Raw genomic sequence first — 14,934 nt, forward strand, 5'->3', positions numbered from 1 at the left:
CGCGAGCATCTCCTCCAAGGGAACCCTCAGTGACAACCATCACCCCCGATCCAGGGAACCGGAACGAGAACCGCCGGAACCAAGGTCCCTCGCTTCGCGAGACGCCGCACCGGCCCGGTACGCTCACCGCCGTGCCCCACGCTGATCAGTCCCAAACCTCTCAGAAGGACGCGCCTGTGACCTACCCGGGAGCGCCCCGACCGGACCGGCTCCGGCCCACCCCTCTCGGCGAGCTGGCAGACCGGCTCGGCGTAGAAACGGCCGGGACCGGTGAGGTCACCGGCATCACCCACGACTCGCGGGCCGTGCGACCCGGCGATGTGTACGCGGCCCTGCCCGGCGCCCGCTTCCACGGCGCCGACTTCGCGGCCCAGGCCGCCGGCCTCGGCGCCGTCGCCGTCCTCACCGACCCCGCCGGCGCCGAACGCGCCGCGGCCACCGGCCTGCCGGTGCTGGTCACCGAGGACCCGCGCGCCGTCATGGGCGAGCTGGCCGCCGACATCTACGGGCGGCCCGGCATCGGCCTGCTCCAGCTCGGCATCACCGGCACCTCCGGCAAGACCACCACCGCGTACCTCGTCGAGGGCGGACTGCGCGCCGCCGGACGCCCCACCGGGCTGATCGGCACCGTCGAGATGCGGATCGGCGACGAGCGCATCAAGTCCGAGCGCACCACCCCCGAAGCCACCGACCTCCAGGCCCTGTTCGCCGTCATGCGCGAACGCGGCGTCGAGGCCGTCGCGATGGAGGTCTCCAGCCACGCCCTGGTGCTCGGCCGGGTCGACGGCTGCGTCTTCGACGTCGCCGTCTTCAACAACCTCAGCCCGGAGCACATGGAGTTCCACTCCGGCATGGAGGACTACTTCCAGGCCAAGGCCCAGCTGTTCACCCCCGAACGCAGCCACCGCGGCGTCGTCAACTTCGACGACGAGTACGGCCGCAGGCTCCTGACCGAGTCCGGGGTGCCGGTCACCAGCTTCTCCGCCGAGGGCCACCCGGACGCCGACTGGCACGCCGAGGACGTCGAGGTCGGACCGCAGGACAGTACCTTCACCGCCGTCGGCCCGAAGGGCGAGCGGATCACCGCCCGCGCCCCGCTGCCCGGCCCGTTCAACGTCGCGAACACCCTTGCCGCCATCGTCACGCTGGCCGTCGCGGGCGTCGACCCGCAGACCGCCGCCGACGGCATCGCGGCCGTCCCCGGGGTCCCCGGCCGGCTGGAGCGGGTGGACGCGGGGCAGCCCTACCTCGCCGTCGTCGACTACGCGCACAAGACCGACGCCGTCGAGTCCGTACTGCGCTCCCTGCGCAAGGTCACCGAGGGCAAGGTGCACATCGTCCTCGGCTGCGGCGGCGACCGCGACACCACCAAGCGCGGCCCGATGGGCGCGGCAGCCGCCCGGCTCGCCGACACCGCCGTGCTGACCTCCGACAACCCCCGCTCCGAGGACCCCCTCTCGATCCTCGCCGCGATGCTCTCCGGCGCCGCCGAAGTGCCCGTCCACGAGCGCGGCGACGTCCTGGTCGACGCCGACCGCGCCTCGGCCATCGCCGCCGCCGTCGCCCGCGCGGAGGCGGGCGACACCGTCCTCGTCGCGGGCAAGGGGCACGAACAGGGCCAGGACATCCACGGGGTGGTACGCGCCTTCGACGACCGCAAGATCCTGCACGCAGCCATCGAGCGGTCCCTGACGCGCCCCGGCGCCCCGGACCGCGCCCCTCACCTCGAGAACAACAGTCAGGGATGACCAAGTGATCACCCTTTCCCTCGCCGAGATCGCCGAAATCGTCGGCGGGCAGTCGTGCGACATACCGGATCCGGCAGTCACCGTGACCGGACCCGTCGTCATCGACTCCCGCGAGGTCGCGCCAGGCAGCCTGTTCGCCGCGTTCGCCGGCGAACGGGTCGACGGCCACGACTACGCCCGGCGCGCCGTCGAGGCGGGCGCCGCGGCCGTCCTGGCGGCCCGCCCCGTCGGTGTTCCGGCGATCGTCGTGGACGACGTCGTCGGCGCGCTCGGAGCCCTCGCCCGTGCCGTGGTCGAACGCCTCGGCACCACCGTCGTCGGACTCACCGGATCCGCCGGCAAGACGTCCACCAAGGACCTGATCGCGCAGCTCCTCCAGCGCAAGGGCCCGACCGTCTGGACGCCCGGCTCCCTCAACAACGAGATCGGCCTGCCGGTCACGGCGCTGACCGCCACCGCCGAGACCGAGCACCTGGTCCTGGAGATGGGGGCCCGCGGCGTCGGCCACATCCACTACCTGGCCAACCTCACCCCGCCCCGCATCGGCCTAGTCCTGAACGTCGGCTCCGCGCACCTCGGCGAGTTCGGCAGCCGGGAGGCGATCGCCCAGGCCAAGGGCGAGCTGGTCGAGGTCCTGCCCGAGGACGGCTGCGCCGTGCTCAACGCGGACGACCCGCTCGTCCGCGCCATGGCCTCGCGCACCAAGGCCCGCGTCCTGCTCTTCGGAGAAGCCCCGGAAGCGGACGTACGGGGCGAGAAGGTCAGGATGACCGCCGACGGGCGGCCCGCCTTCGAGCTCCACACACCCACCGGGTGCAGCGACGTGACCATGCGCCTGTACGGTGAGCACCACGTGTCGAACGCGCTCGCCGCGGCCGCCGTCGCCCATGAGTTGGGCATGTCCGTGACCGAGATCGCCGAGGCGCTCTCGGAGGCGGGCACCCTCTCCCGCTGGCGCATGGAGGTCACCGAGCGCGGGGACGGTGTGACGGTCGTCAACGACGCCTACAACGCGAACCCCGAATCCATGAGAGCCGCACTGCGTGCGCTGGCTGCCATGGGCCAGGCCCGAGGGGCCGACGGGGGACGCACCTGGGCGGTGCTCGGTCAGATGGCCGAGCTCGGTGACGCGTCGCTCGCCGAGCACGACGCGGTCGGACGGCTCGCCGTCCGGCTCAACGTCAGCAAGCTCGTCGCTGTCGGGGGGAGAGAAGCCTCCTGGCTGCAACTGGGCGCATATAACGAGGGTTCGTGGGGTGAGGAGTCGGTGCACGTGTCCGACGCACAGGCGGCCGTCGACCTGTTGCGCAGTGAACTGCGCCCGGGAGACGTCGTGCTGGTGAAGGCGTCCCGGTCGGTCGGCCTGGAGAAGGTCGCCCAGGCACTGCTGGAGAACTCGACCGAGGGCGAGGTCGCCGGCCGATGAGGCAGATCCTCTTCGCGGGGGCCATCGGGCTCTTCCTGACCCTGGTCGGTACTCCGCTGCTGATCAAGCTGCTGGCCCGCAAGGGATACGGGCAGTTCATCCGGGACGACGGCCCGCGCACGCACGGCAGCAAGCAGGGCACGCCCACGATGGGCGGCATCGCCTTCATCACGGCGACGATCATCGCGTACCTCCTCGCGAAGGTCATCACGGGTGAGGACATCCGCTACTCCGGCGTCCTCGTGCTGTTCCTCATGGCGGGCATGGGCCTCGTCGGGTTCCTCGACGACTACATCAAGATCGTCAAGCAGCGTTCGCTCGGTCTGCGGGCCAAGGCGAAGATGGCGGGACAGCTGATCGTCGGCATCGCCTTCGCGGTGCTCTCGCTCCAGTTCCCCAACTCCGCGGGCAACACCCCGGCCTCCGACCGGCTCTCCTTCGTGGAGGACTTCGGCTGGTCGATCGGACCGGTGCTCTTCTGCGTCTGGGCGCTGTTCATGATCCTCGCCATGTCCAACGGCGTGAACCTCACCGACGGCCTCGACGGTCTGGCCACCGGCGCCTCCGTCATGGTCTTCGGCGCCTACACCTTCATCGGCCTCTGGCAGTTCCAGGAGTCCTGCGCCAACGCGGACAAGCTGACCAACCCGAGCGCCTGTTTCGAGGTACGCGACCCGCTCGACCTCGCCGTCGTCGCCGCCGCCCTGATGGGCGCCTGCTTCGGCTTCCTCTGGTGGAACACTTCGCCCGCCAAGATCTTCATGGGCGACACCGGCTCGCTCGCCCTCGGCGGCGCCCTCGCGGGTCTCGCGATCCTGTCCCGCACGGAGTTCCTCCTCGCCATCCTCGGCGGCCTCTTCGTGATGATCACCATGTCCGTGGTCATCCAGGTCGGTTCGTTCAAGATGACCGGCAAGCGGGTCTTCCGGATGGCGCCGCTCCAGCACCACTTCGAACTCAAGGGGTGGTCCGAGGTCCTTGTCGTGGTCCGCTTCTGGATCATCCAGGGCATGTGCGTGATCGTCGGCCTCGGCCTCTTCTACGCGGGATGGGCAGCCAAGAAGTGAGCAGCACCGTGGACTGGCAGGGCAAGCGCGTCACCGTCGCCGGGCTCGGCGTCAGCGGGATCCCCGCGGCCCGCGCCCTGCACGAGCGCGGCGCGCTCGTCACCGTCGTCAACGACGGCGACGACGAGCGCGCCCGCGCGCAGGCGGCCGAACTGGAGGCGCTCGGCGTCACCGTGCGCCTCGGCGACGGCGCGACCCTGCCGCCGTCCACGGAACTCGTCGTCACCGCCCCCGGCTGGCAGCCGGACAAGCCGCTCTTCCTGGCTGCCGCCGAGGCGGGCGTCCCGGTCTGGGGCGACGTCGAACTGGCCTGGCGACTGCGCGGGACCAACGGCCGCGAGGCCGCCCCCTGGCTCGCGGTCACCGGCACCAACGGCAAGACCACCACCGTACGGATGCTGGCCTCGATCCTTCAGGCCGCGGGCCTGCGCACCGCGGCCGTCGGCAACATCGGCGTATCGCTGCTGGACGCGGTGCTCGGTGAGACCGAGTACGACGTCCTCGCCGTCGAACTCTCCAGCTACCAGCTGCACTGGGCGCCCTCCCTGCGCGCCCACTCCGCAGCCGTCCTCAACCTGGCCCCGGACCACCTCGACTGGCACGGCTCGATGGAGGCGTACGCCGCCGACAAGGGCCGCGTCTACGAGGGCAACACGGTCGCCTGCGTCTACAACGCGGCCGACCCGGCCACCGAGGACCTGGTGCGCGAGGCGGACGTCGAAGAGGGCTGCCGGGCCATCGGCTTCACCCTCGGCGCCCCCGGCCCCTCGCAGCTCGGCGTGGTCGACGGCATCCTCGTCGACCGGGCGTTCGTCGCCAACCGCCAGAAGCAGGCCCAGGAACTGGCCGAGGTCACCGACGTCAACCCGCCGGCCCCGCACAACATCGCCAACGCACTCGCCGCCGCCGCCCTCGCCCGCGCCTTCGGCGTGGAACCGGCGGCGGTCCGCGACGGACTGCGCGCCTTCCGGCCGGACGCCCACCGCATCGAACACGTCGCGGACATCGGCGAAGTCGCCTACGTGGACGACTCGAAGGCCACCAACACCCATGCCACCGAGGCCTCCCTCGCCGCCTACGACTCGATCGTCTGGATCGCGGGCGGACTGGCGAAGGGCGCCACGTTCGACGAGCTGGTCACCGGCGCGGCGAAGCGGCTGCGCGGGGTCGTGCTGATCGGCGCCGACCGGGCGCTGATCCACGAAGCCCTGACGCGACACGCCCCCGAAGTCCCGGTGGTCGACCTCGACCGGACCGACACTGGGGCGATGTCCGAAGCGGTCGCGCGGGCGGCCGAGCTCGCCCGGCCGGGCGATACGGTACTGCTGGCCCCGGCCTGCGCCTCGATGGACATGTTCACCAACTACAACAAGCGGGGCGAGGCGTTCGCGGACGCGGTCCGCGCACGCGCCGACGAGAGCGCCTGACCGACCGGGCCTCCGCGCCCGGGGTTCACGGCCCCCGGGCACGAGCAGTGGAGGGGACAGCGACAATGCCGGCCGACGAGAGATTCGCCGTACGGCGGGACCGCGCGCGGGCCTCGGTTCCCCGCCCCCTCACCGCGACCCCCGCCCCCTCCGGAGTACCCCTGTCCGACGGACTCGCCCTGCGAGGGCGTCTCGCCACCGGAGCGCGGCGCCCCGAGAAGCCCCGCGGCTCCGGACGCGGCGGCTCGGGACCCCGCCCCCCGCGCACCGGGCGCGGCGGTGGGCCCCGCCGCGCCTACGAGCGGGCGCGAAGGGCCTGGGACCGGCCCCTGACCGCCTACTACGTGATCCTGGGCTCCAGCCTCCTGATCACGGTGCTGGGCCTGGTGATGGTCTACTCCGCCTCGATGATCAAGGCGCTGGACATCAGCAAGCCCGCGACCTACTTCTTCGGCAAGCAGTTCCTCGCCGCCGTCATCGGTGGCACGCTGATGCTGATCGCCGCCCGGATGCCGGTGAAGCTCCACCGGGCGCTGGCCTACCCGATGCTGATGGTCACCGTCTTCCTGATGGTCCTGGTCCAGGTGCCGGGGATAGGGATGTCGGTCAACGGCAACCAGAACTGGCTCTACCTGGGCGGCCCGTTCCAGCTCCAGCCCAGCGAGTTCGGCAAGCTGGCCCTCATCCTGTGGGGGGCGGACCTGCTGGCCCGCAAGCAGGACAAGCGGTTGCTGGCGCAGTGGAAGCACATGCTCGTGCCGCTCGTGCCGGTCGCCTTCATGCTGCTCGGACTGATCATGCTCGGCGGCGACATGGGAACCGCGATCATTCTCACGGCGATCCTGTTCGGTCTGCTCTGGCTGGCGGGCGCTCCCACCCGGCTGTTCGCCGGGGTGCTCGGCTTCGCCGCCGTCATCGCGTTCCTGCTGATCAGGATGAGCCCGAACCGGATGTCCCGGCTCGCCTGCATGGGCGTGAGCGAGCCCGATCCGGAGGGCGGCTGCTGGCAGGCCGCACACGGGATCTATGCTCTGGCGTCCGGCGGATGGTTCGGTTCCGGACTGGGTGCGAGTGTGGAAAAATGGGGTCAACTCCCGGAACCTCACACCGACTTCATCTTCGCCATCACCGGTGAGGAACTGGGTCTGGCGGGGACGCTGTCCGTGCTCGCCCTGTTCGCGGCCCTAGGCTATGCGGGTATCCGCGTGGCCGGACGCACGGAGGACCCCTTCGTGAGGTTTGCCGCGGGAGGCGTGACCACGTGGATCACGGCCCAGGCCGTGATCAACATCGGTGCGGTGCTCGGCCTGTTGCCGATCGCCGGGGTGCCGCTCCCGCTGTTCTCCTACGGGGGGTCGGCCCTGCTGCCGACGATGTTCGCGGTCGGGCTGATGATCGCCTTCGCACGGGAGGACCCCGCCGCCAAGGCGGCCCTGGCCATGCGGAAGCCCGGGGTGAGATGGAAGACGATGAGACGGCGCGTCAAGAAGCGTCCGTCCGGAGAGCGGTGAATTTCGGTGCATGTCGTACTCGCCGGCGGGGGGACCGCCGGACACATCGAGCCCGCGCTTGCCCTCGCAGACGCCCTGCGCAGGCAGGACCCGACCGTGGGAATCACTGCCCTCGGCACGGAACGCGGACTGGAGACCAGGCTCGTGCCCGAGCGGGGGTACGAGCTGGCGCTCATTCCCGCCGTGCCGCTGCCCCGTAAGCCCACACCCGAACTGATCACCGTCCCGGGCCGGCTGCGCGGCACCATCAAGGCCGCCGAGCAGATCCTGGAGCGCACCAAGGCGGACTGCGTGGTCGGCTTCGGCGGCTACGTCGCGCTGCCCGGCTACCTGGCGGCCAAGCGGGCCGGTGTGCCGATCGTGGTCCACGAGGCCAACGCCCGCCCGGGCCTGGCCAACAAGATCGGCTCGCGGTACGCCCACGGGGTCGCCGTCTCCACCCCCGACAGCAAGCTGCGGGGCGCCCGCTACATCGGCATCCCGCTGCGCCGCACCATCGCCACCCTGGATCGCGCCCGGGTCCGCCCGGAGGCCCGCGCCTCCTTCGGACTCGACCCCAACCTGCCCACGCTGCTGGTCTCCGGCGGCTCGCAGGGCGCGCGCCACCTCAACGAGGTGGTCCAGCGGGTCGCGCCGCTGCTCCAGCGCTCCGGGATCCAGATCCTCCATGTGGTCGGCCCGAAGAACGAATTGCCGCGCATCGACAACATGCCCGGGATGCCGCCCTACATCCCGGTACCGTACGTGGACCGGATGGACCTCGCGTACGCCGCGGCCGACATGATGCTCTGCCGCGCGGGCGCGATGACCGTCGCCGAGCTCTCCGCCGTCGGGCTCCCCGCCGCCTACGTCCCGCTGCCCATCGGCAACGGCGAACAGCGGCTCAACGCCCAGCCGGTGGTCAACGCCGGCGGCGGCCTCCTGGTGGACGACGCGGCCCTCACCCCGGAGTGGGTGCAGGGCAACGTCCTGCCGGTACTGTCGGACCCCCACCGGCTGTACGAAATGTCCCGCGCCGCAGCCGAGTTCGGCCGGCGCGACGCCGACGACCTGCTCGTCGGCATGGTGTACGAAGCGATTGCCGCGCGCCGCTAGGCGCCCGGCGCGATGCGGTGCGGACCCGGGGCGGGCGCCCGGGTCCGTCGAAGGAGCGAGCGTGGCCGGACCGACGACCGCCCAGCGCGGCGCACCCGGGCGGGCGGACACCCCCGCCGGTCCGCCGCACAGCGACCCGGAGGGGCCCCGGATCGGCCGCCGCACCCTGCTGATCCTGATCGGCGTCGCGGTCGCCCTGCTCGCCGCGTTCGTGATCTGGGTGCTCTACGGCTCCTCCTGGCTCCGTGTCGAGAAGGTCAGCACGAGCGGCGTCGAGGTACTGACCCGCGAAGAAGTGGAAGCGGTTGCCGCCACCCCGATCGGCGCCCCGCTGGTCTCCGTGGACATCGGCGCCATGGAGCGCCGGTTGCGCCAGAAGTTGCCTCGTATCGACACAGTTGATGTCGTTCGGTCCTGGCCGGACGGCATCGGCCTTAAGGTGACCGAACGGAAGCCGGTCCTGCTGGTCGAGAAGGGCGGCGCGTTCGTGGAAGTGGACGCCGAGGGCGTGCGCTTCGCCACCGTGGACAAGGCGCCGAAGGGCGTGCCCCTGCTGGAGCTGACTCCCGAACCGTCCCCGAGCCTTCGCCGCTTCGGCGGTGACGGTCTGTTGCGGGAAGCGGTCCGGGTCGCCGGCGACCTTCCGGCAGGTGTGGCCGAGGACACCGAGGTCGTACGGGTCACCTCGTACGATGCGATCTCCTTGCTGCTCACCCGGGACCGTGTGGTGACCTGGGGGAGTGGTGAAGACGGGGTGGTGAAGGCGCGCGTCCTCATCGCACTCATGAAAGCGGCACCCAAAGCGGGACAGTTCGACGTAAGCGCTCCCACCGCCCCGGCGGTATCAACGAGTTGACGGGTATTTGCGCTGGCCAGCACCCTGGTTGGTCAGCGCTACGGGTGATCACATAGGGTGAAAAGAAAAACGGGAGGTTCGGCGTGTTCGTTGAACGTGCGCCACTTGTCGACTTAGTGTCCTGTTCGGAAGAGTCCAGGAAGCAGACACACTGGTAACCCTAAACTTCAACGTTAGGGTTTGGGTCGGCGTTCGGACCGTCCCCATCGACATCAGTCGTCGCCGCGGAGCTACCGCAGAGCGACGACACGTAACTCGAGGCGAGAGGCCTTCGACGTGGCAGCACCGCAGAACTACCTCGCAGTCATCAAGGTCATCGGTGTCGGCGGCGGTGGTGTCAATGCCATCAACCGAATGATCGAGGTCGGTCTCAAGGGCGTCGAGTTCATCGCGATCAACACGGACGCACAAGCCCTGTTGATGAGCGACGCCGACGTCAAGCTCGACGTCGGCCGCGAACTCACCCGGGGCCTCGGCGCCGGGGCGAACCCGGCCGTCGGTCGTAAGGCGGCAGAGGACCACCGTGAGGAGATCGAGGAGGTCCTCAAGGGGGCCGACATGGTCTTCGTCACCGCCGGAGAAGGCGGCGGCACCGGCACCGGCGGCGCACCCGTCGTCGCCAACATCGCGCGCTCGCTCGGCGCCCTGACGATCGGCGTGGTCACCCGCCCGTTCACCTTCGAGGGCCGGCGACGCGCGAACCAGGCGGAGGACGGCATCGCCGAGCTCCGCGAAGAGGTCGACACCCTCATCGTCATTCCCAACGACCGTCTGCTGTCCATCTCGGACCGCCAGGTCAGCGTGCTCGACGCGTTCAAGTCGGCCGACCAGGTGCTGCTCTCGGGCGTCCAGGGCATCACCGACCTCATCACCACCCCGGGTCTGATCAACCTCGACTTCGCCGACGTCAAGTCGGTCATGTCCGAGGCCGGATCGGCGCTCATGGGCATCGGCTCGGCGCGCGGCGACGACCGCGCGGTGGCGGCCGCGGAGATGGCGATCTCCTCGCCGCTCCTGGAAGCCTCCATCGACGGTGCCCGCGGTGTCCTCCTCTCCATCTCCGGCGGCAGCGACCTCGGTCTCTTCGAGATCAACGAGGCCGCCCAACTGGTGAGCGAGGCCGCGCACCCCGAGGCCAACATCATCTTCGGCGCCGTCATCGACGACGCCCTGGGCGACGAGGTGCGGGTCACCGTGATCGCGGCGGGCTTCGACGGCGGACAGCCGCCGGCCCGCCGGGAGAACGTCCTCGGCGCGAACAGCAACAAGCGCGAGGAGCCGGCCGCCCCGGCCAGGTCCTCCGCCGAGTCCACGCGCCCGACGGGCGGACTCGGGTCCGTACCTCCGCGCGAGGAGAGCCCGGCTCCGGCCGAGCCCGCCCCCGCGTCGGCTTCGAGCGAGAGCGCGCTCGGGCCGGTCTCGCCGCCGCACGTCCCGCCGGCCCGTCCCTACCAGGACACCCAGGCCGAAGAGCTGGATGTTCCGGACTTCTTGAAGTGATAACCCAGCACCGGGCGGCACCCGTCACGGGCAGCGCTCATTTTGCCTTCACCGACCGGTGGGGCGGAGTGAGCGCAGCTCCGTACGGTGAGCTCAACCTCGGCGGCGCGGTCGGCGACGACCCCGCCGCCGTCGGCGCGAACCGGGAGCGCGCGGCCAGGCGCCTCGGTCTCGACCCGGCCCACGTCGTCTGGATGAACCAGGTGCACGGCCGGGACGTCGCGGTGGTGGACGGGCCCTGGGGTGCGGACGCGGAGATTCCGGCCGTGGACGCGGTGGTGACCGCCCGGCGCGGCCTGGCGCTCGCGGTCCTCACCGCCGACTGCACTCCCGTTCTTCTCGCCGACCCGGTCGCCGGGGTCGTCGGGGCGGCGCACGCCGGGCGGCCGGGACTGGTCGCCGGAGTCGTTCCGGCGGCGGTCGAGGCCATGGTCGCGCTCGGCGCACACCCTTCCCGGATCACCGCGCACACCGGACCGGCCGTCTGCGGACGGTGCTACGAAGTGCCGGAGGCGATGCGGGCCGAGGTCGCCGAGGCCGTACCCGGCACCTGGTCCGAGACCAGCTGGGGAACCCCGGCGGTCGACGTCACCGGCGGAGTCCACGCCCAGCTCACCGCCCTCGGGGTGACGGACCGGCACTCCTCGCCGTACTGCACCCTGGAATCGGGCGACCACTTCTCGTACCGCCGCGACCGCACCACCGGGCGGCTCGCCGGATATGTCTGGTTGGACTGATAGGGCATGACGGATCGTAAGACTGAACTCGCGGCGAATCTGGCACAGGTGGAGGAAAGGATCGTCTCCTCCTGCGCCGCGGCCGGCCGCAAGCGCGAGGAAGTGACCCTGATCGTGGTCACCAAGACCTACCCCGCGAGCGATGTGCGGATCCTGCATGAACTCGGTGTACGCCATGTCGCGGAGAATCGTGACCAGGACGCCGCCCCCAAAGCCGCCGCTTGCGCGGATCTTTCGCTGACATGGCACTTTGTCGGGCAATTGCAGACGAACAAGGTTCGTTCTGTGACCAGTTATGCCGATATCGTGCAGTCGGTGGACCGCGCCAAGCTGGTCACCGCCCTCTCCGCCGCCGCGGTGCGTGGGGAGCGTGAGCTCGGCTGCCTGATCCAGGTCGCCCTGGACGCGGAGAGCGGTGAGCGCGGAGAGCGCGGTGGCGTCGCGCCGGACGGGATCGAGGAGTTGGCGGCCGCGATCGGCGCGGCCGACGGACTCCGGCTCGACGGGCTGATGACCGTGGCGCCGCTCGCCGGGGAGTACGCCGGCCGGCGACGAGCCGCGTTCGACCGGCTGTTGGAAATCTCATCCCGCCTGCGCGCAGGTCATCCGACTGCGAACATGGTCTCCGCAGGTATGAGCGGGGACCTGGAGGACGCGGTGGCGGCCGGAGCGACACATGTACGCGTCGGTACGGCGGTACTCGGAGTCCGACCCCGGCTCGGGTAACGTCGCGAAGCAAGTCGGACCACAGCAGAAAATATGGTCATTACCGCTCACAGCGGGCAGACCACAGTGGATCGCGGGCACTTGGTGACGAATGCCGATCCACCACAGAGCGGAGGACTCGGAGCATGGCCGGCGCGATGCGCAAGATGGCGGTCTACCTCGGCCTCGTGGAGGACGATGGGTACGACGGTCCGGGGTTCGACCCCGATGACGAATTCGAACCTGAGCCGGAGCCCGAGCGTGATCGGCGGCGGCATCAGCCCCCCCACCAGGTGGAGCGGGAACGCGAGCGCGAAAGGGACGAACCGGTACGAGTAGTGCAACCGCCCGCCCAGCGCGAGCCGGTTCAGCTCCCCGCGGAAAGCGTGCGACCCGCCCGGATCGCGCCCGTGGCATCCATCACACCTGAACGCCCGAACATGGAGAAGAACGCACCGGTGATCATGCCCAAGGTCGTGTCCGAGCGGGAGCCGTACCGCATCACCACGCTGCACCCCAGGACCTACAACGAGGCCCGTACCATCGGGGAACACTTCCGTGAGGGCACTCCGGTGATCATGAATCTCACGGAGATGGACGACACGGACGCGAAGCGACTTGTCGACTTTGCCGCGGGACTCGTCTTCGGTCTCCATGGCAGCATTGAACGCGTGACGCAGAAGGTGTTCCTGTTGTCGCCTGCTAACGTCGATGTCACGGCGGAGGACAAGGCCCGCATCGCAGAGGGCGGATTCTTCAACCAGAGCTGAGAACACGACACCGGGAACAACCCGGCCGAGAGGCCGGTGCCGGCCACGAGGCCGGAGCTGACGAGAGCCAGGGAGAGGGAACCGCGGGACATGGGCGTCGCACTGGATGTGGTCTATATCGCGCTGATGTGTTTCCTCATCGTGCTGATCTTCCGGCTGGTCATGGACTATGTCTTCCAGTTCGCACGTTCATGGCAACCCGGCAAGGCGATGGTGGTCGTACTTGAGGCCACCTACACTGTCACCGATCCACCGCTCAAGCTTCTGCGGCGGTTCATTCCGCCGCTGCGTCTCGGGGGCGTGGCACTCGACCTGTCCTTCTTCGTTCTGATGATCATCGTCTACATCCTGATCAGCGTTGTGGTCAGGTTGTGAGCGATACGGTCTTGCCGACTGCCGACGACTACGTAGAGGTGAAGAAGAGATGCCGTTGACCCCCGAGGACGTGCGGAACAAGCAGTTCACGACCGTCCGCCTCCGAGAAGGCTATGACGAGGACGAGGTCGATGCCTTTCTCGACGAGGTCGAATCGGAGCTGACCCGTCTGCTCCGCGAGAACGAGGACCTGCGCGCCAAGCTGGCCGCCGCGACGCGTGCCGCCGCGCAGAACCAGCAGCAACAGCAGCAGCAGGGTATGCGCAAGCCTCCGGAGCAGCAGGATCGCCCGGGTGCGCCCGTTCCCGCCGCCATATCAGGACCGCCGCAGCAGCAGCAGCCCCCGCAGATGGGTCCGCCCCAACTGCCCGGCGGCGCGCCGCAGCTGCCCGCAGGTCCCAGTGGCCACGGCCCCCAGGGCGGCCATGGTCCCGGTCCGCAGGGCCCGCACGGCCCCGGCCCGATGCAGGGCGGTCCCATGGGCGGCCCGATGCAGGGTGGCCCCATGGGTCAGCACCCCCAGCAGCAGCAGATGCAGCAGATGCAGCCGCCGCAGATGCAGCAGCAGGGGCAGGGCCCCGGTGGCGACAGCGCCGCGCGTGTCCTCTCGCTCGCCCAGCAGACCGCCGACCAGGCGATCGCGGAGGCCCGTTCCGAGGCCAACAAGATCGTCGGCGAGGCGCGCAGCCGCGCCGAGGGTCTGGAGCGCGACGCGCGTGCCAAGGCCGACGCTCTGGAGCGGGACGCGCAGGAGAAGCACCGCGTGGCGATGGGCTCGCTGGAGTCGGCCCGCGCGACGCTGGAGCGCAAGGTCGAGGACCTGCGTGGCTTCGAGCGCGAGTACCGCACGCGGCTGAAGTCCTACCTGGAGAGCCAGCTGCGTCAGTTGGAGACCCAGGCGGACGACTCGCTCGCCCCGGCACGGACTCCGGCAGCCGCTTCGCTGCCGCCGTCCCCCTCGCTGGCCCCGGCCGGTGCGGGTGCGATGGGTCACTCCATGGGCGGCTCCAACCACGGTGGCCACGGCGGCCAGCAGATGGGTGGCGGCCCGTCCACGATGGGCGGCGCGCCGTCCTACGGTGGCCAGCAGCAGATGTCGCCCGCGATGACGCAGCCGATGGCGCCGGTGCGGCCGCAGGCGCCGCAGCCGATGCAGCAGGCGCCTTCGCCGATGCGCGGGTTCCTGATCGACGAGGACGACAACTGAGCGGTTCGCGCTCGCTGAGCGCGTAGCCGTCGGCAGGCAGAGGGCCGGGCCCCGGGGAATCCCCGGGGCCCGGCCCTTTGGCGTGGGCCCGGCCGCGTCTGCCGGGGCCGCGTCTGCCGGGTGCGGGTGGGGCGCCTGCGGCGGGCCTGTTCCCCGCCCCGCCCCTTCCCGAAACCGGGGCGCTGCCCCGGACCCCTCTGCCCTCAAGCGCCGGGCGGGCTGGAACTCGGGGCGCTGCCTCGGGCTTCTCTGCCCTCAAGCGCCGGGCGGGCTGCAATTCGGGGCGCTGCCCCGGACCCCGCTCCTCAATCGCCGGAGGGGCTGGAGAGCGGGGCGCTGCCCCGGGCCCCTCTGCCCTCAAGCGCCGGGCGGGCTGGAATTCGGGGCGCTGCCCCGGACCCCGCTCCTCAACCGCCGGAGGGGCTGATCGACCCAGCCCGTCCGGCGATTGAGGACATCTTGCAGCCTCGCCGGCGCTTGAGGCGCGGGGGTTCGGGGGCGGAGCTCCTG

At 70.6% G+C, this 14,934-nt stretch carries 13 protein-coding genes; all 13 read left to right on the forward strand.

Annotated features, from left to right (window positions below):
- The first annotated feature begins 29 nt into the window (after positions 1-29).
- The 13 genes from AC3CH1_RS28045 (at position 30) to AC3CH1_RS28105 (ending at position 14,424) form a co-directional block, all read left to right on the forward strand.
- The gene (locus tag AC3CH1_RS28045; RefSeq protein ID WP_488465453.1) at positions 30-1,748 is read left to right on the forward strand and encodes a UDP-N-acetylmuramoyl-L-alanyl-D-glutamate--2,6-diaminopimelate ligase; all 1,719 of its coding nucleotides are present in this window, start codon (positions 30-32) and stop codon (positions 1,746-1,748) included.
- 4 nt (positions 1,749-1,752) lie between these two features.
- Positions 1,753-3,174, forward strand: a complete 1,422-nt coding sequence (locus AC3CH1_RS28050) for a UDP-N-acetylmuramoyl-tripeptide--D-alanyl-D-alanine ligase (RefSeq protein ID WP_488465454.1) — start codon at positions 1,753-1,755, stop codon at positions 3,172-3,174.
- Positions 3,171-4,241 (forward strand): phospho-N-acetylmuramoyl-pentapeptide-transferase, encoded by a 1,071-nt coding sequence (gene mraY / locus AC3CH1_RS28055; protein WP_265602151.1) that lies wholly within the window; start codon positions 3,171-3,173, stop codon positions 4,239-4,241. Before AC3CH1_RS28050 ends, mraY begins: the two co-directional genes overlap by 4 nt.
- Positions 4,223-5,668 carry a UDP-N-acetylmuramoyl-L-alanine--D-glutamate ligase gene (murD, locus tag AC3CH1_RS28060; RefSeq protein WP_488465455.1) on the forward strand — a complete coding sequence of 482 codons (1,446 nt, stop codon included), beginning with the start codon at positions 4,223-4,225 and terminating at the stop codon, positions 5,666-5,668. Before mraY ends, murD begins: the two co-directional genes overlap by 19 nt.
- 65 nt (positions 5,669-5,733) lie before the next feature.
- Positions 5,734-7,179 carry a putative lipid II flippase FtsW gene (gene ftsW, locus AC3CH1_RS28065; protein ID WP_488465456.1) on the forward strand — a complete coding sequence of 482 codons (1,446 nt, stop codon included), beginning with the start codon at positions 5,734-5,736 and terminating at the stop codon, positions 7,177-7,179.
- 6 nt (positions 7,180-7,185) lie between these two features.
- Positions 7,186-8,274 carry an undecaprenyldiphospho-muramoylpentapeptide beta-N-acetylglucosaminyltransferase gene (gene murG / locus AC3CH1_RS28070; RefSeq protein WP_007451369.1) on the forward strand — a complete coding sequence of 363 codons (1,089 nt, stop codon included), beginning with the start codon at positions 7,186-7,188 and terminating at the stop codon, positions 8,272-8,274.
- 61 nt (positions 8,275-8,335) lie between these two features.
- The gene (locus AC3CH1_RS28075; RefSeq protein WP_488465457.1) at positions 8,336-9,130 is read left to right on the forward strand and encodes a cell division protein FtsQ/DivIB; all 795 of its coding nucleotides are present in this window, start codon (positions 8,336-8,338) and stop codon (positions 9,128-9,130) included.
- Positions 9,131-9,406: 276 nt separating this feature from the next.
- The gene (ftsZ, locus tag AC3CH1_RS28080) at positions 9,407-10,630 is read left to right on the forward strand and encodes a cell division protein FtsZ (protein WP_403758115.1); all 1,224 of its coding nucleotides are present in this window, start codon (positions 9,407-9,409) and stop codon (positions 10,628-10,630) included.
- Positions 10,627-11,367, forward strand: a complete 741-nt coding sequence (gene pgeF, locus AC3CH1_RS28085; RefSeq protein WP_488465458.1) for a peptidoglycan editing factor PgeF — start codon at positions 10,627-10,629, stop codon at positions 11,365-11,367. The genes ftsZ and pgeF overlap by 4 nt, the downstream gene beginning before the upstream one ends.
- Before the next feature lie 6 nt (positions 11,368-11,373).
- Positions 11,374-12,093: a YggS family pyridoxal phosphate-dependent enzyme gene (locus tag AC3CH1_RS28090; RefSeq protein WP_488465459.1), complete on the forward strand. Its 720-nt coding sequence runs from the start codon at positions 11,374-11,376 to the stop codon at positions 12,091-12,093.
- A 125-nt stretch (positions 12,094-12,218) separates the two neighbouring features.
- Positions 12,219-12,842 (forward strand): cell division protein SepF, encoded by a 624-nt coding sequence (locus AC3CH1_RS28095; protein WP_018957487.1) that lies wholly within the window; start codon positions 12,219-12,221, stop codon positions 12,840-12,842.
- A 90-nt stretch (positions 12,843-12,932) separates the two neighbouring features.
- A complete protein-coding gene (locus AC3CH1_RS28100; RefSeq protein ID WP_006123846.1) occupies positions 12,933-13,217 on the forward strand; it encodes a YggT family protein in 285 nt (94 codons plus the stop codon).
- A gap of 49 nt (positions 13,218-13,266) precedes the next feature.
- Positions 13,267-14,424 carry a DivIVA domain-containing protein gene (locus AC3CH1_RS28105; protein WP_488465460.1) on the forward strand — a complete coding sequence of 386 codons (1,158 nt, stop codon included), beginning with the start codon at positions 13,267-13,269 and terminating at the stop codon, positions 14,422-14,424.
- The last annotated feature ends 510 nt before the right edge of the window (positions 14,425-14,934 follow it).

Source organism: Streptomyces sp. MGP-P1, assembly GCF_057766565.1.